The following is a 17,142-nucleotide window of genomic DNA, read 5'->3' as shown; positions in this document are numbered from 1 at the left end:
GCTCACTCTGAATTGCCGTCGATCTTGGCTCAATTTCACATGGGCATCCGAGCCCAGCTTCAGATTGGCCCATGTCTTCGAAGGTCAGAACGGATGGATTTCATCTCAACCAACCGTATGCATCAACAGGCGGGCAGCGCGGCCGGGCAAGAGAGCTCACCGGCTTCTCCTTCTGCAGATGCCGCGTCCTTTGAGCGGCAGCTGAAAGAGGTCGCCAATTCAGGGGCTGACCTGCTCATGCAGCCTCCACCGATCAAATCGGTGCATTGCCTTCCGGGGCGCAGCCTGCGATGCAAGGGAGGGGGCACGAATACGTAGCTGCATCGCATAACGGGGGCGGTGGTGCCATGCTAAGCGCTTCAGTGCAGGCTGATCTGTCAACTGGGGTTCTGGTAGGCGTTAACCCGCGTCCTCTCTATTCCGACGATGCGGCACTTATTTTGGGGCTTGAGAATGCGCTACTCATCGCTGGGGCCGCGGCGACCACCGCCACGTACAATGTAGCTGAGCTTCTTAGTTTGGGGCGTTGGCTCTTTGAAAATGAGAAGCCGGGCATTGCAGCTCGGCTTTTTGAGGGGTCGCTGACAAGGGATGTCGAGGAGTTTAGGGGAAAGGGTCATGCCCGCAACGTCCTTACGGCATTAAATCATCTTCGGGCTTTCCAGTTGCTGGGCGGGGTCGCTCCGATCCCAACGCGCGCTGTCTTGAATCCTCATCCCGACGACGCGGCCCTCGTCAAGCAGTACAAAGAAGCAGCGCCTGCGACCGGCCTTCGTTCAAAAACAGCACGGAACTATAGAGGTGTTCTCACCAGCTTCAGTGATTATCTGCGTGAAAACAACAAGGAGAGCATTGCTGCTCGGCTCCACGACAAGTCGCTGGACCAGGATGTCGCGGAGTTCAAAAAGACGGCGCCATCCGTCCGTGCGGCGCTAAATCATCTTCGGGCCGCTCTGTCCGGCGCGGTGATCGCGCCGGTCACAGGCCGTGCTAGCCTGGATCCGCATCCAAATGACGGCGCCCTCATCGAAGAGTATAAAAAAGCTGCCCCTCGCAACTCGGTCTCGAAGGATACGGCTAGGACCTATGCATCTGCTCTCAAGGCTTTCAGTGACTATCTGCGCAGAAACAACAAGCAGCCCATTACTGGTCGGCTTGACCACAACTCGCTGGATGAGGACGTCACAAGTTATAAGAAGGAATCCGGTGGTCACGGAAGCATCGGCGCCGCACTGGGTCATCTCCTTCAGACCTTGCGGGGCGACGGAGCGCCGGAACTCACGCGACATGTCCAGGCCACCATTTTGCCGGAACACGCGGGCCTTATGGACCCGCGGCCCGTGGACGGCACAAATGTGCTGCACAGCGGGTCACAGCCATTCAGTATTTCCTCTTGGCCCGGCACGCGTGAAGATGAGCCGCTTATTTCGGCCCTTAAGGAGCAACTCCTTAAGGCCGGGTATGCAGAGGCGACTGTGAAGACCAATCTAGTTCGTCTTCGCAGATTGAGCGGTTCGCTTTTTGCAAATAACAAGCCGGGCATTGCTGCGCGGCTCCAGGACACGTCCCTGGACGAAGATTTCGCGGAGTTTAGAAGCACGGCCCCGTACGTCCTTACGCCGCTAAGTCATCTTCGGGCCGCTCAGTCGGCGGGCGGCATCGTGCCGCGGCTCAAAGGCCGCACTTGCCTGGATCCGCATCCCGAGGACGCCGCTCTCATCGAACAGTATAAAGGGGCAGCCCCTGGGGACTCGAGGGGTACCGCTAAGAAGTATGCAACTGCTCTCAAGGGGTTCAGTGACTACCTGCGTAGAAACAACAAGCAGCCCATTATTGGCCGGCTTTATGACAACTCGCTGGATGAAGACGTCACGAGCTATAGGAAGGAGCCCGGCAGCAACGCGAGGATTGGCGCCGCGCTCGTTCATCTCCTGCAGATGCTGCCGGGCGACGGAGCGCCGGAAGTCGGACGCGATTTCCAAGCCATTACTTTGCCCGAACACGCGGGTTTTATGGACCCGAGGCCTGTGGACGATGCCATTGTGGCGCACAGCAGGTCCCAGCCATTCAGTTGGCCAGAGGTCCTCGCTGCGGAAGGTGAGGATCGGGATCTGCTTTGGGACGGGGTGGCCCTAGCCGGCCACTCTTGGCCGGTCGAGGGCGTCAGTGTGCAGCAAGGAGCACCGCAGCAAGCATTCAATTGGCCAGAGGTCCTCGCTGAGGAGGGTTACAATCAGGATCTACTTTGGGACGAGGTGAACGAATCCGGTGAATCGTCGCCTCTCGAGGCGACCACGCGTCATCATCAGGCGTGGGATGCCGGAGCGTTCGTTGCTCCCTTGAGCTGGCCAAGCGACCGTTATTGGGCCAGCAACGAAGTGGGCGGTGCACTGGACAAGAGCAACCGAACTCCAGGCGAGCAGATCCCCAGCTGGGATGAGCATGATGCAGCAGAACTGAGGGCAGCAAAGAGACAGAGGACCCTAAACAATTGGCAAGACGCTGCCATTGAGCGGCAGCTGAGCGAGCTCGTCAATTCAGACCGAGGCGTACTGACGCAGGCCACCACCCATCACCTGGGTGCACCTTGGGAGCTGCGGCCGGCGATGGAGGGGAGCGGACAGGCATACGCCGCGGCGCCGTACGCCGCAGGGAATGATGCCATGTTCGCGGCATCGCCAGTGCAGTTGGGTCAGTCAGTCCGAGTTTTGACGGGGCATAGCCGGGATCCTCTTAATGCCCCTGCAGAAGCTTTCGAAAATGAGGCCGTTCTAGCATCTTCTCTCCAGCCAACTGCGCTCCAGCCCCAAGGACCGGATTTTGGGCAAGCCGCTCGTGACTTGAACGGGCGCCATGGCCACCAGCGCGCACCGGACGAGCTAATCGCTGCACTACACAGGAGCAGTTTGCTGCCCAGCGAGGAGGTCCCACTGACCAGTTTTTTCTTGGGAGACAATATTTCTGTGCCGACGCCTGATCTTCCGCCGCCGTTCGTCGGGCCGACTCCGGGTGATCACCAGGATCTTCAGCCACTCGATATTGGAGAGTTCATCGGTCACACCTGGACCCACCGCCCCCAAGAGGCCTCGTCGTTCGTGATCGACATACTTCAAAACCTTGGCCTGCTGCCGAACGAGGACGTCCCAATGACTTCTTTCTTGATTCACGGCGAGCCGTACACGGCCGAAAACTTGCCGAATGGTGGCGTTCTTCTCTTCCATCGCCCTCAAGCTGGCTGAACGAGGCGCCAGGTGCAAAGTCACCAATCAGTGGAAGGCAACGGCTTACTTGCAAGCGGGCAAGCCCGGGCGCCATTGTTAGTGAGAGGCCTCTTCATGGACCGAGTGCTGGCGACCGCGATTGAAGCCTCTACGGCGCAAGCCCAGCACTGAGCGCGAGCGGCTCGCCGATTGACCCTTATGAGGTCGAAAGCCTGGATTGTTGTACTAGGTGATCCTCCGGAGATCATCTAGCGGGCGCAATCGCGCTCGGCGCGTGAAATCGTCAGTGCGGCCAGCTTGATGTCGTTCGCCGGCGCCGCGCATTCACGTTGAGAGCCATGATGTTGGGAACGAGATCGGCAGAATGGATGCCCTCAGCAAGCGCGTCGGCAGCGGCTTGCTCGCCCCGTTGAGAATGTGACCACCTGTCGATTGCCCTCACCAGCATGATGGTGCGTTTCTTGCTTTAAGAAAAAACACCCTCTCTTCGCCCATGCGCTGGCGCCAGCGGGTCAGCGAACAGCGGTCAAAGACCAAGGGGTGCTGGAAAAACTCTTCGCCGCAGAAGAACTGGTAAGCCTTGCTCTGTCTCTTGTCGCGTCGTTTCCTTTGGTTTCGTCCGTCCCTCCGATGCGAACCACGGAGGCACGACCCGCGATTCGAAGAAAACGCAAAAACGAAATCGCAAGCTTTCGGGCCCTCAGACCCAACAAGCTTGCAATATAAGCCTCGTTCCGCTCCAAAAATCGACTCCCGCTCAACCGCTTGGGTTTCGCGGAAGGCTATCTGCACGCTCAACAAAATCCCATCGTGGGCCGACGATCCCGAACCGCGCCCCGCCGCCTTCTTCATCATCTCTTGCTGTGGGGCTCACCCTTAATGATTCACGTTAACTGCTTATCACGCGGCCTGAATGGCGCTGTCGGACTAGCTACGAATGTCGGAGTTCTGCCTTCATCGAGCTATCAAGATATTCTGGCAAGTTATTGAAATTTCTGAAGATCTTTGATGGTACGGCATTTGCAGCTCGCTCGCAACCTGTCGTAACTCCCGGAAAGCCACATGCATACTGTCGTCTGCATCAAGCAGGTCCCCGACTCCGCGCAGATCCGCGTGCACCCTGTGACCAACACGATCATGCGTCAGGGGGTCCCGACGATCATAAACCCATACGACCTTTTCGCGCTGGAAGCGGCACTGGAGCTGCGCGACAAGTTTGGGGGCGAGACCACCGTCCTTACAATGGGGCCCCCTTCGGCCGAAGACTCCTTACGTAAGGCGCTGACCTTCGGCGCCGATCGAGCCATATTGCTGACCGACCGCTGCTTCGCAGGCGCCGACACGCTGGCAACGACTTACGCTCTTGCAACCGCGATCCGCAAAATTGGCAAGGAATACGGCCCGCCCGACCTCATTTTCACGGGTAAGCAGACGATCGATGGCGACACCGCACAGGTTGGTCCTGGCATCGCGAAGCGGCTTAATGCGATGCAGCTCACCTATGTCAGCAAGATCCAAACCGTGGACCTCGCCGCACGCACAATCGAAGCGGAGCGACGTTCGGAAGGGGGCGTCCAAGTGCTGCGCACCAGGTTGCCGTGTCTCATAACCATGCTGGAGGCAACCAACCAGATTCGCCGCGGAGCTATGCGGGATGCCTTGCGGGCCGCACGGTCGCCCATCGAGAAATGGAATGCGCAGAACGCAGGTGTCGAGGACATTTCCAAATGCGGTCTTAAAGGCTCGCCAACCGTCGTCAAGCGCGTCTTCGCACCTTCTGCGCGGGCGCAGAAGGCGGTGTTGGTGGAAGCCGCTGAGCGGCCGGAACGAGCATTGATTGATGAAATTTTCAGCCATCAACCAAAACTTGAAGCCGAGCTTGCAGCTTCTGCCCGCGATTCCTGATCTGGAGAATTTTCGTATGACCAATGTGACGAAAGTGTCCGCCACGCCCGCGCAAGGTCGCGCCACCGCGAAAAAGGAGCTGCCGGAGCACTTCAAGGCGTACAGACACGTCTGGGTGTTCGTCGAACAGGAACGGGGAAAGGTGCATCCGGTCTCCTGGGAGCTGTTGGGCGAGGGCCGCAAGCTCGCCGATAAGCTCAAGGTCGATCTCGCCGCCGTCGTCGTCGGTGCAGAAGGCGAGGCGACCTTCGGCGCCGCAGTGGAATCCTTCTGCTATGGCGCAGATCTCGTCTATGTTGTGGCCGATCCTGTGCTCGCGGATTATCGCAACGAATCCTACACCAAAGCGCTGACGGATCTCGTCAACACGTACAAGCCGGAGATCCTGCTGCTGGGCGCGACGACGTTGGGCCGCGATCTCGCGGGCTCCGTGGCGACCACACTGCTCACCGGTTTGACCGCCGACTGCACCGAGCTCGATGTCGATGCTGATGGTTCGCTCGCAGCGACCCGCCCGACCTTCGGCGGCTCGCTACTCTGTACGATCTTCACCTTGAATTACCGTCCGCAGATGGCGACCATCCGTCCTCGCGTCATGGCGATGCCAAAACGCGTCTCACGCGACCCCGGTCGCATCATCGTCCATCCACTGGGCCTTGTTGAAGACGACATCGTCACCAAGGTGCTGTCGTTTGTTCCGGACCGCGCATCCGAAAAATCCAATCTCGCCTATGCTGACTTCGTCGTCGCCGGCGGCTTAGGGTTGGGATCGCCGGAAAACTTTCAACTGGTCTGTCATCTCGCCGCCGCGCTCGGGGCGGATTATGGCTGCTCCCGGCCGCTGGTGCAGAAGGGATGGGTTAGCTCGGACCGTCAGATCGGCCAAACCGGTAGGACCATTCGGCCGAAGCTCTATATCGCCGCCGGCATTTCCGGCGCGATTCAGCATCGGGTCGGTGTGGAGGGAGCCGATCTGATCGTCGCCATCAACACGGACAAGAACGCGCCGATCTTCGACTTCGCCCAGATTGGGATCGTGGCCGATGCGATTGGCCTACTGCCGACGCTCACAGCCGCTTTTCGTCGGCGCCGAGGGGCGCATTCTTTCCCGAGCGCCCGTCTTGCGGAGGGCGGGGCACGCCCGTGACGCGAGAAAGGTGCGGAGAGGTGCATGATCGGAGATAGGTTCGACGCCATCGTGGTCGGCGCCGGAATGGCAGGGAATGCCGCTGCGCTGAGCATGGCTAAGCGAGGCATGAAGGTGCTGCAGCTCGAGCGCGGCGAATATTCCGGATCAAAGAACACCCAGAATGCAATCCTCAATCCGGAAATACTCCAAGAACTGATTCCAGACTTCCGGGCGGACGCGCCGCTCGAGCGTCGTCTCGTCGAGCAGCGCTTCTGGATGATGGATGAGCGCTCTCATGTCGGGCTGCGTTACCGTTTCAACCATTGTAACGGCAAGCGACCGAATCGCTATCTCATTCTCCGCGCCCGCTTCGACAGATGGTTCTCTGCGAAGGTGAGAGAGGCCGGCGCAACTGTTTTGTGCCAGACCAGCGTTATCGAGTTAGCTCAAAACCGCGCCGGTCGTGTCATTGGCGTGCGCACCGACCGGCAGCGCGACATTATTCAGGCGGATGTGGTGGTCATCGCCGAAGGCGTCAACAAGTTGCTCGCCACGCGTGCCGGGTTCTGCGCGCGTCCCAAACCGCACGAGGTCGCACTGCTTGTCAAGCAAGTACACTCTTTACCGCGGCGGATCATTGAAGCCCGTTTGAATCTTAAACGCGACGAAGGCCTCATGATCGAAACCGCCGGCACGATCTCGCACGGCATGAGCGGCATGGGTTTCATTTACGTGAACAAGGACTCTATCTCACTTGGAATAGCCTGTCTCGTTTCCGACCTTCAGCGTGGGGGTGAACGGCCTTACGGGATCCTTGAGCGTTTCAAGCGTCACCCTTCCGTGCTGTCGCTAATCGAGGGATCCGAGCCCAATGATTATTCCGCGCATCTCATCCCTGAAGGGGCCTACAACAGCAAACCACGACTCTTCGGCGAGGGCTGGGTGTTGGTCGGTGATGCCGTCCAACTCAACAATTTCGTCCGCCATGAAGACTCGAGCCTTGCGATCGCTTCGGGGAGGATTGCCGCGGAAGCCATCTTCCGTGTGAAATCAAGCGGTGATCCCATCACGCCGGATTGCCTCTCTCTATATGAGACAATGCTGAACCACTTCGTTGCGCATTCAAAAAAGCCTTTCCCGGCGCTGTTGCATACGAGGCCGGAGAATTTTCGTCTGACCCATGCGCAGCTGATAGCAAAGGCCATGGACAATTTCGCTCAGCTGGGGGGCATTTCTGATCCGCAGCAAGAAAGGCGGACGTCAGCATCCTTTTTGAATTCATGCGGCTGGGGCTGGTCCGTCCGCGATACGTTCCGGCGGCGTCTATTGCGCTAGGCCGAAACAGATCCGAACCGCAGTGCGGACTGGGCGTTACGATCCCGGTCGCAAGTATCGCGGCGATCGCAGATCGTGGCGAATTCTACGCGTCGAGGATAAATGGCGCGATGGCGCGCGTAACCGGGGTTGACGTCCCGAGCGGATCGGCGCGAGAACCGCTCTAATGTCGCGAAGCCAGAGTGGAGACGGGAACGGGGAATCGAATTCAAAGCTATTTGGCGGGCCTCTGCCGGCTCCTTTTGTTGCAGTCCGGCATGGTGCGCCTCACCGCCTGGTTGGCTCGAACGGATCGGCGTTGCCCGCGTCCACCCTAGCCCGGTGTTCACAGAGCGTGTGAACGGTTAGCTTCAGCGACACATGCTACGCAAGATAGCTTTCGAGAAGCTGACGAACGGCGCCGCAGTTCATGCCATCCAAAACGAAAGACGGCCGGGGTGGGCCACTTGTCATCGGGACTTAGAACAAGGCGACTGCCAATGTTGTGGCTCTAAGACTTGTTTCACGTGACCTATTTGTTCGATTTGCTCTCCAGCCCTTCTCCAGACGAGGGGGCTGGATCGGCATTGTGCTCCAGTATTCGATGATTCCGCTCTTGAGTGCGGTGGCGCTTTTGAAGGCGCCGCCCGCGAATTCGGTTTCAGGTGGTCTTGAGCGAAGACGCGTTAGACCATGTTTGCAGGACGCCGAGGTCGGTGTGCTTTGTCAATAAAAGCGCGGATGCGCCTTGAGCCAACGCCTTACGGCCGCGGCTCACGGATGGCATAGTTGTGTCGACGATAGTGGAGGTCGAGATCGAGCGGGTTGCTCCCCCTGGCGGGGTATGCAGGTCTCGATCATGCTGCCCCTCAGCATTTGAGAGCCGCCAACCGGTCGTGGTGCCATTGCGCTTGTACTCGTGGTGCCAGCGCGGCCCTCCTTCATCGGCAGGCCGCGCTGGTACGGTCGTGGGCCAGCTTGGCTCTTTCATCGAAACAGAACACCGGCGGCTTGTCGGGAGGATTGAGGTAGAGCCCGACCAAGCGCGAACGGCTTCTTAACTCTCGACGGCTTGGGTGTCCGCGGGTAGACCGCGAGTGCCCCGATAATACCGAGCACAGCTGCGAACATCAGCCAAAAGGCAGGCGAGGCCTTGTCTTCGGTCCGACCGATCAACCAGGTCGAGACGAACGGCGTAAAGGTGCCAAACAAGGCGGCCGCCAATGAGAAAGCCAGCGAGAAGCAGGTTGTGCGTACATGCTTTGGCACGATCTCAACAAGGGCGCCCAGCATGGCTCCGCTATACGTACCGAAGTAGAAGGAAAACATCATTTCCACCCCCAACATCTTGGCGAATGTGGGCGCGCTCACGAGCCAGTACAGAGCCGGATAGGTTGTCACCAATGCAAGCCCAGCAATCGTCAGTAGGACCGGCTTGCGGCCGATCCGGTCGGAAATTGCTCCGCCGATTGGATTCCATATGAAGTTCGTCATGGCGACCAGGAGCGTCACCAGCAGGGCGTCCTGAGAGCTCAGCTTCAAGACATTCTTGCCGAATGTCGGCGTGTAGACCGTCACAAAATAGAAGGTCGTGGTGGTCAGGATCGCGATCATCATGCCAAGAAGGACGATCCGCCAATTGACGAGTGCCGAGGTGAATACCTCGCGGGCTGTGGGATGCTTTTGCATCGCCAGGAATTCCGGTGTCTCCTCGAGCGTTCGCCGCAAGAAGAAGATCAGCGGAACAATGAGGCAGCCGAAAAAGAACGGCACGCGCCAGCCCCAGGCGGCGACTGTCTCAGCCGGCATCAATTCGTTCAGCAGATAGCCCAGGATGGCAGCCACAAAGATCGCGACCTGCTGGCTGCAGGATTGGAAGGAGGTGTAAAAACCGCGCTTGCCCGGGGTCGCGATCTCCGAGAGGTAGACCGAGACGCCTCCGACTTCCACGCCGGCGGAAAAGCCCTGCAACAGACGTCCGAACAGAACGATCAGAGGGGCGGCGATCCCGATGGTAGCGTAACCCGGACAGAACGCGATGACTACGGTCCCGACCGCCATAATCGAGAGTGTTACGATCAGCCCTTGGCGGCGGCCGATCTTGTCGATATAGGCGCCGAGCGTGATCGCACCGACCGGACGCATCAACGCTCCCAACCAGAACACACCAAATGTGTTCAGCAGCGAAGCGGTTTCGCTCTCAGATGGGAAGAAAGCCTTCCCAATGGCGCTGGCGTAAAAGCCGAATAGAAAGAAGTCGAACTGCTCGAGAAAATTGCCGCTCGTGGAACGCAAAATCGCGCCGAGGCGCGAGTTGAGCTTTGATGGTTGCGCTATGGACGTTTCTGACACCGCGAGTGTTCTCCCCGTCTGAAATGGCCGGTTGCGGAAAAAACCTCACGCCAGCCTAATCTTAAGTCCGGCCACGAATCTGCCATGATGGGCGCCGGCCAATCCGAAACCGCCTGAGGTTTCCGGCATATTTTCGGCGATCAAGTTCGAAGCAACAGATTTTCAGGATTCTTTTGCTCTCCAGCTGCCAGCACGCGAGGCTTCTATGCCAAAGCCTGGAGGAACCCGAGGGCGGCCTGATTGATTGCACTTGGTTCGTTAAAGTAACGAATAAGCGCCGAGGCGGTCAGGTTTGGATAGCCGAAAAGGACCACGCGCTTTGGAAAGCGCCGTGCTCTTGCAGAACCGCCAGCAGCCGATGATGCTCATCAATCATGTCATCGCCGCCTGCAGCGAATAAACAGGATTCGGAAACCTGTCCGCCCGTGATGGACATGCTGGCTAGCCCCAGCTTCCTTCAACAGCTTCGACTTCGTGTTCGAGCAATCCCTGATTGCGGCAGAACGAGGAAAATGGAGCATCGAACTGAGCTCGAAGCGCTTGCATATCGACGGGACCGCGGCCAAGCCGCCCAGAATGGTGTTAGTGGTTTTCGAATACCGCTTTGGCAGGTTCGTCGAGCGGCGTGCGTTTCCAATCCAATACAAGAAGCGGTTTCGTTAGAGTCCTCTCGCAGCAGACATCCTTGCCGACAACGACGGCCGTCAGTTTCGCAACTCGGCATTTCTTTTCGCCTAACAATTTCGTTCCGCGCGTCAGGTTGCTGTCGCCTTTCTGACAGCCGCCACAATCCGGTCAGGTTCAAAACACTTGGCGTAATCAGTCATCGCGCGAATAGTTGTCAGGCGAAATCAGTGGCTTAGAGCTCCGCGCAAAGCGCTGGCACGGCCATTGCTATTGTGCTGCAGCAACACTGAGTGAGGGCTAAGCGCACGCAGACCCGCAAGGGGAGCGACGTTCTGCTTTCCTTCAACCGGTGTGCCCACGGAAACAAGCTCGCGCGCGAGGAGCGCGCAATCTTTGGCAAATCGGTTGATGGAGAGCAACATGGCTTCACTGCGGCAGATCGCATTCTACGGGAAGGGCGGTATCGGCAAGTCGACTACCTCGCAAAACACGCTGGCGGCGCTGGCCGAGATGGGACAAAAGATCCTGATCGTCGGCTGCGATCCCAAGGCGGACTCGACCCGCCTGATTCTGCACGCCAAGGCGCAGGACACGATTTTGAGCCTCGCGGCGAATGCCGGCAGCGTCGAGGACCTCGAGCTCGAGGATGTGATGAAGATCGGCTACAAGGACATCCGCTGCGTGGAGTCGGGTGGCCCGGAGCCGGGCGTTGGCTGCGCCGGTCGTGGCGTCATCACCTCGATCAACTTCCTGGAAGAAAACGGCGCCTACGAGGACATCGACTACGTCTCCTATGACGTGCTCGGTGACGTGGTCTGCGGCGGCTTCGCAATGCCCATCCGCGAGAACAAGGCCCAGGAGATCTACATCGTGATGTCCGGCGAGATGATGGCGATGTATGCGGCCAACAACATCTCCAAGGGCATTCTGAAATACGCCAACTCGGGCGGCGTACGGCTCGGGGGCCTCGTCTGCAATGAGCGGCAGACCGATAAGGAGCTGGAGCTGGCGGAGGCGCTGGCCAAGAAGCTCGGGACACAATTGATCTATTTTGTCCCGCGCGACAACGTTGTGCAGCATGCGGAGCTGCGTCGGATGACCGTATTGGAATACGCGCCAGATTCCAAGCAAGCCGACCACTATCGCAATCTCGCGACCAAGGTCCACAACAATGGCGGCAAGGGCGTCATCCCGACCCCCATCTCCATGGACGAGCTCGAAGACATGCTGATGGAGCACGGCATCATGAAGGCGGTCGACGAGTCCATCATCGGCAAGACGGCTGCCGAACTCGCTGCCTGATCGCACGAACGCGCGGAGGGTGGCCTGCCAATGCCACAGGCAGGCCGCTTTCCCCGCGGCGGTGGCGCATAAATGACGCAGCGGACCTCAGGAACTCAGGTTCAGAGCCCAACAGCTCCGTTAGAGGCTCCAGAGCGGGCGAGGCGAGGGTTCCTAATCTGACCCTCGCCCGTACGTGCCGGTACAATTACAATGCGCACCTGCCTGCTGTGCTTATCCTTGCCGGTCCGGCGCTGAGCGCTGCTCGGAGCCGATGCGAACCGAGCGCCTTAACGGAGCTAAGTCTGCCCATAACTGGGGTGCTGCTATCCGTTCATGCCAGCCAGAATGGAGATTTGAGGGCGAAGAGGGAGAGGGTTGCCGAGCCCGGTTCCGACCGTCGTAAATGTCTCGGCGGCAGCATTTGCGCTGCGACCACGTCATGACGAGAATTGCAGATCAGTTCGTTCAGTTATGCAGTACCGAGCGGACGCATCCAAACTGACCAAATCGACAAGGTATCGATGTCGCTAGCACCAACTGTTGGCGCTAATAAGACGAGGCGGCCATGGTTATAGATCGGTATCGGTCGACCCACGGTCAAGACATTAGAAGATAGAGCGCTACCAAGCTGGCTTGTTTCATATTCGCACACAGCACTGGATTGCTCTGCGGAGCCGGAGTTCGAATGCCACTGCCGGATGCTTCTGTCGTTAAACGACATCAGCCTTCAAGAAAAACAGTTGCCCAGGAGTTGGCTGTCCATGCGCGCGTTCTCTTCGGGCCTCATCCGTTCACTGCTGAGCTGTCAAAGGATCAGCTTGCCCGTCTGTTACCTGAATACTTCGCGATGTCACAAGCGTTTCCGCACCTGCAAGCGGGATCGCAAAAGGATCTCGTGTTCGATGCTATATCTCGGAATCGAGACGTTCCGAGGCACGTCGAGCTAACCAGCGCGGTGGCAAATTTCATATGCTGGGACGAGACGGGCGGCCACAGTCTGGTTCTGCGGGGCGGGAACGCCGCGCTGCCCAATATTTTAAACACGGAGCACTTTCACTCAAGGCTGTTGAGAAAGGACGCCTCGCGGCTACTTGGCCGAGACATTCATCCTAACTATGGCACCACGACGCGCCGCTACCTGAGGATCCTATACGACGGCCTGTCGTCGAAAGATCCTTTGGTGCGTTGCGCCTACATGGTTGCCTTTGAACTGCATGCCGACGAAATGATCCAGCAATTGTGGGCGACCCTGGTGAAGGCCTTCAATGTTCGGGCAGACGATCTTCAGTACTTCCGTGTCCATGTCGGCGGCCAGGATCCGGCCGAGAAATATCATGGGGAGATGACGAGCCGGTTGATCAGCAAAGTGGTGCCTGCCGATGGTGTGGCGCGGTTCTTGGATGAGTTCGGCCGCGCGTACCTGGTAAACCGGGAGTGGTGTCAAAGTCTGGTCCGACTTGGTTCGCTCGATGCAGGTGGTCGGGAGGAGCTTGAACATAGTGGTCGCTGTCACTGCGGCTCCGTCAGGTTTTACGTCCGGGCGCCGGCCGAAATTCACGCAGTAAGGTGCAATTGTTCGATCTGCCGAATGTCGGGATTCCTGCACTTGCTCGTTCCCGAGGACAAACTCAGAATCGAATGCGGCGAACACTTTCTGACAACTTATCGGTTCAACAAAAACATCGCCCGTCACACGTTTTGTCGGGTGTGCGGCGTAAAACCGTTTTATCGGCCCCGCTCAAATCCATCGGGCTTTAGCGTGAACGTTCAGTGCCTGGATAGAAGGACGATCGAAGCCGTAAAAATAGATGACTTCGACGGTGAGAATTGGGAGCAGGCGATCGCCTCAATCGGAGCGGATTGGCCCGCCTGAAGTCGAAGATGAATGCGAAAGGTCTTCAAGATGAGTCATGAACATGATGTGCTTTCGAAAGACGCACTTTTGGGATACCAGGCGGAATTGCGGGATACGGGCACGGTCGTGGTTGCCCCTGGGACGCTCTTTACCCAGGACGAGCTAGCCAGGATCGATCATTTGCAAGGCGACATTCCTGAAGAAGAGGTCCGAAAGGGGGATGCCAACGATTCCCACAGCGTCTTCGTGAAACGAATTCGAGCAAATTATCCCGGCTGCCATCCCACTAACGTGAATGGGGTAGCGTCAGCGCAGATCATCGAGCTCCTTGAAGGCGCAGCCAGGCCGGCTGCGCTTAAGAAGATCTTTGGAGCGTCTTCGCAGTACGTCATTCGACGATGTCAAATGCATCGAATGGTTCCGGGCTCGTTCATTGGTATTCATTTAGATGCTGCGAGCGATCCTGACTTCGAGTATTCGGTCATCGTTCAACTTGCGAGAGATTTTGAAGGCGGAGAGTTCGTCGTGTATCCTCGGGCGGGTGAAACGCAGGTATTTCGGCCGAGCTTTGGCAGCGTCGTTATCACTAGCTGTAAGTACGCTCACGAGGTAAGGCCGGTGCGGAGCGGAGAGCGCCGAACACTCGTCTACTTTCATTCAGGGCACGTCGGCGCAAACCGCAGAAGGATGGAAAAGCCAAACGTTGAAGCTTGAGCCAGTTGCCTAACGGATCACATCACCAGATCATGGGCCGGCTTGCATCCGTTCTTTGGTTTGAGGGTAGGGCGCACTAGTCGGTCGGCGGGCAACAGGGTGAGATGCAATCTACGCTATTGGGTAGCTCGCGTGAGCGCGCCTCCAGCAACCGGTCATGGCAGTAGGCCCTGTCCAGATCACGGGCCTCGCTGAAGGGCATCGACGGGGACGGGCTGGTGACGGCAGCGCCAATCTAATCTGGTGACCGCGAGTGCTCCAGCGTTCGAACGTGTCTTTTCAGAGTGCGATCTGATCACGGGCGCCGAATGTAAATGCAAGGGCGGATGGTTGGACACCGGACGGCCGCTTCCGTTTGATCGAGGCGTTCGTCTCGAGTCGGGTCATCGTGAAGTGCATTACAGGGTCAAAGATGTATCTTACGAGCAGCACTGCCGGACGAGATCGGGCCTGATGCTCGTCAGAACGCCAATCGTTTAGCGGCTTAATGCTGCGTCGCTTCGACAAAAGCTGTGTCTGATATGAGCCCCTGTGCGCTCCGGAAGGCCCGTGGGATGTTGTCAGCTTTCCGACAGCTTGTCCGAATAACAAGCCCTCACCATGAGAATCAATTACTCCTACGTGCCCTCCGACGAGCAGAGTCTGGCCCAGCAGCGCGATGCGCTGGCCGGCGCTGCTGGTACGGATTCAAACGCGTTTACGGCCGCTCTAGCAGCTGAAGGACCAGTCTCGCTCGCTGTTGATAAGAGGCGGGGTGAGCAAGTCAGGTTGTACAGAGCAGTCAATAACAACGGCAATGTCCAATGTGTTTCTTTGTTTTCTGATGCCAGTCAACGCAATAAGGTGGGAAGTATGAGCGTGGCGCCGAGGGGCGACACTTTGCGAATTCTTACCGTAGAGAATTGCGGCCGGTCTCGGTACAAAGGTGTCGGGACAGCTATGATCGATCTTGCCGATCGTATTAGAGAGTCAGCGGGTCTTTCCAGTCTATCCCTCATTTCTCAAGACGAAGGAGCTTCAGAATTTTTCTACAAGAAGGGATTTCGATTTACCGGAGAAGGGGAAGAAGAGAAGAACTTTGAAATGCGGAAACATATTTATAATGGATCTCCAATTCCAGACGACGTCATCCTGATTGGCGATATGGAGCGCACAGCCTAACGTGTCGTGGCGGCCGGACTGGCCAGCCCCATTCAGGGGAATGAGCCTCAGTTGAGGCTAGTGGATGGCTGGTCAAAAGCCGCCCAGAGCTCGTGAGACGACTCCTGTACGCGCGCCGTCGCTCGCTAGTGCTGCGCCCCGAGCAAGCGAGCGACGGTGCCACCAAGGAGATGGCTCAGCCGAATTCATGATCGAGTTTGTAAGCTTCAAGCTATCAATCTAGGCCGGCGAGGTCTGATGGGCTGTTCGCGCGGCATATTGGCCGGCGTTGAGATTGCCGTCGCGACACTCGGCACAGTCCTGATAATCTGGTCCAATCCGACTCATATCGCCCAACATTCGCGATGACGCCGGGCGGGGAAGGGCGCTCGGCGTTTTCACTTTGCGAGCGAGTGGACCGGAAACTCTTGAGGGGGGCGATGCGACCTTCGATTTCGTTGTCGTACGGCTGGGTCTCGGTGCCGCTTCCCGCGCCTGGAGTGGGCGCGTTACTCAATGCGGCGCACTGGGCATGCTGGCTCAAGATCATGCCGGACCTGCCACCGCGGCGTTTGCCCGCCGCCTAACTCTCGCCCGACGCTTTTTCCTCGACCGTCAGGAAGTCCGAGACGCTCCACGTTCCCCGGGGGCCAGCAGGCAAGCCGGCTGGCCCCCCGTTCAGCTAAGGTCTGGCGATGGAAGAGAAGAACGCGGCCTCCGGGCAGCTCTTCGGCCGTGTAGGGCTGACCGTTGATCAAGAAACATGTCATTGGCGCATCCCGGCGCGGCATTTAGGCCTAGGTTTTGGAGGATGTCGATGATGGCGGGCGAGGCCTCTCGGGGGCCGTGGCGCCAGTCGGGGCCAACGAACGTTCCCATGTCGGCTAGCTGCGGGATCCGGTGATGAGCCGGTGCAGCCTCGCAGATGGCGGTCGACCCTCCGGGAGTGGCGCAGAATGAGCATCGTCACGCAATTCGAAGGGTGCGGGTGAACCGAGATCAACCAGCGATTCAAGAGCGCCGTAGATATCAGTCGGAGCGCGCCGCGGTGTCGCTGGCGCAGCTTCACCCATCGGCCGAAGGCGAGGGTGGTGGATGAGCTGAACATCGTTGGGCCCTCCCGCCCCCAGCATGGCTGTGTAGCGTTCACCGCGAATGTCATAGTCCTTCGCTCGCTGCGCTGCATCTGGCAAGAGCCCCCAGCCCAACTTGGAGAGCATTGTGTCCGGAGCGAGTTGAGTGCCGTGGGAAAAGTCGTTGGGAACGGCCAGCGAAGCATCGAACGCCTCGCCGCTCGCGGGAGGCGTCTCCGCAGCCCTGGCCGATGCCGGCCCGGCTTGCTCAAACGTTCGTCCAAGAAATTCTGGCGAGTTGGGATAGCGCAGCTGCGAGTTGGACTGCCCCGCTGCGAGATCGAAAAGCCTCTCCTGCTTGACGCTTGGCGCGGGCCAGTGAGCGGCCAAACCCATTTCCTGCCAAAACTCCGGCGCTTCGAATCAGCTATCAGCCGTCCAGCCGCCCCGATCCGCGGCATCGAATGGCTTGTGCTGGGCGGCACTTCGTAGGGGCGGGCGGGCGGCTGGTCCCATTGCCGACCAAGA

Annotated in this window: 10 protein-coding genes; 8 read left to right on the top strand and 2 right to left on the bottom strand. The window is 58.5% G+C overall.

What is annotated here, in order from left to right:
- Nucleotides 1-362: 362 nt before the first annotated feature.
- From P6U23_RS27260 to P6U23_RS27245, 4 genes are all read left to right on the top strand, one after another.
- Nucleotides 363-3,239, top strand: a complete 2,877-nt coding sequence (locus tag P6U23_RS27260; RefSeq protein WP_407175562.1) for a hypothetical protein — start codon at nt 363-365, stop codon at nt 3,237-3,239.
- Nucleotides 3,240-4,283: 1,044 nt separating this feature from the next.
- Entirely contained in the window at nt 4,284-5,126 is an 843-nt protein-coding gene (locus P6U23_RS27255; RefSeq protein WP_407175561.1) for an electron transfer flavoprotein subunit beta/FixA family protein, read from the top strand.
- 16 nt (nt 5,127-5,142) lie between these two features.
- On the top strand, nt 5,143-6,273 hold the full coding sequence (locus P6U23_RS27250) for an electron transfer flavoprotein subunit alpha/FixB family protein (protein ID WP_407181596.1): 1,131 nt from the start codon (nt 5,143-5,145) through the stop codon (nt 6,271-6,273).
- Between the two features lie 24 nt (nt 6,274-6,297).
- Complete coding sequence (locus P6U23_RS27245; protein ID WP_407175560.1) at nt 6,298-7,590, top strand: FAD-dependent oxidoreductase; 1,293 nt, start codon at nt 6,298-6,300, stop codon at nt 7,588-7,590.
- A gap of 966 nt (nt 7,591-8,556) precedes the next feature.
- On the opposite strand, the gene P6U23_RS27240 is transcribed toward P6U23_RS27245, so the two are convergent.
- A complete protein-coding gene (locus P6U23_RS27240) occupies nt 8,557-9,921 on the bottom strand; it encodes an MFS transporter (RefSeq protein WP_407175559.1) in 1,365 nt (454 codons plus the stop codon).
- Nucleotides 9,922-10,207: 286 nt separating this feature from the next.
- On the bottom strand, nt 10,208-10,357 hold the full coding sequence (locus P6U23_RS27235; RefSeq protein WP_407175558.1) for a hypothetical protein: 150 nt from the start codon (nt 10,355-10,357) through the stop codon (nt 10,208-10,210).
- Between the two features lie 611 nt (nt 10,358-10,968).
- Here P6U23_RS27235 and nifH point away from each other — a divergent pair.
- The 4 genes from nifH (at nt 10,969) to P6U23_RS27215 (ending at nt 15,562) form a co-directional block, all read left to right on the top strand.
- The gene (gene nifH / locus P6U23_RS27230) at nt 10,969-11,850 is read left to right on the top strand and encodes a nitrogenase iron protein (protein ID WP_407175557.1); all 882 of its coding nucleotides are present in this window, start codon (nt 10,969-10,971) and stop codon (nt 11,848-11,850) included.
- A 667-nt stretch (nt 11,851-12,517) separates the two neighbouring features.
- The gene (locus tag P6U23_RS27225) at nt 12,518-13,705 is read left to right on the top strand and encodes a GFA family protein (RefSeq protein ID WP_407175556.1); all 1,188 of its coding nucleotides are present in this window, start codon (nt 12,518-12,520) and stop codon (nt 13,703-13,705) included.
- Between the two features lie 12 nt (nt 13,706-13,717).
- Nucleotides 13,718-14,401 (top strand): 2OG-Fe(II) oxygenase, encoded by a 684-nt coding sequence (locus P6U23_RS27220; RefSeq protein ID WP_407175555.1) that lies wholly within the window; start codon nt 13,718-13,720, stop codon nt 14,399-14,401.
- A gap of 600 nt (nt 14,402-15,001) precedes the next feature.
- Nucleotides 15,002-15,562: a hypothetical protein gene (locus P6U23_RS27215; RefSeq protein WP_407175554.1), complete on the top strand. Its 561-nt coding sequence runs from the start codon at nt 15,002-15,004 to the stop codon at nt 15,560-15,562.
- Nucleotides 15,563-17,142 lie beyond the last annotated feature (1,580 nt).

The sequence above is a fragment of the Bradyrhizobium sp. STM 3562 genome (genome assembly GCF_045571435.1).
GTDB lineage: Bacteria > Pseudomonadota > Alphaproteobacteria > Rhizobiales > Xanthobacteraceae > Bradyrhizobium.
This window is presented reverse-complemented; position numbering and strand designations above follow the sequence as displayed.

What these genes read in the sequence shown, in the direction of transcription:
- P6U23_RS27255 (WP_407175561.1), top strand. Translation starts at nt 4,284, where the DNA reads ATGCATACTGTCGTCTGCATCAAGCAGGTCCCCGACTCCGCGCAGATC.
- P6U23_RS27215 (WP_407175554.1), top strand. Translation starts at nt 15,002, where the DNA reads ATGAGAATCAATTACTCCTACGTGCCCTCCGACGAGCAGAGTCTGGCC.
- P6U23_RS27220 (WP_407175555.1), top strand. Translation starts at nt 13,718, where the DNA reads ATGCGAAAGGTCTTCAAGATGAGTCATGAACATGATGTGCTTTCGAAA.
- P6U23_RS27245 (WP_407175560.1), top strand. Translation starts at nt 6,298, where the DNA reads ATGATCGGAGATAGGTTCGACGCCATCGTGGTCGGCGCCGGAATGGCA.
- P6U23_RS27235 (WP_407175558.1), bottom strand. Translation starts at nt 10,357, where the DNA reads ATGTCCATCACGGGCGGACAGGTTTCCGAATCCTGTTTATTCGCTGCA.
- P6U23_RS27225 (WP_407175556.1), top strand. Translation starts at nt 12,518, where the DNA reads ATGCCACTGCCGGATGCTTCTGTCGTTAAACGACATCAGCCTTCAAGA.
- nifH (WP_407175557.1), top strand. Translation starts at nt 10,969, where the DNA reads ATGGCTTCACTGCGGCAGATCGCATTCTACGGGAAGGGCGGTATCGGC.
- P6U23_RS27250 (WP_407181596.1), top strand. Translation starts at nt 5,143, where the DNA reads ATGACCAATGTGACGAAAGTGTCCGCCACGCCCGCGCAAGGTCGCGCC.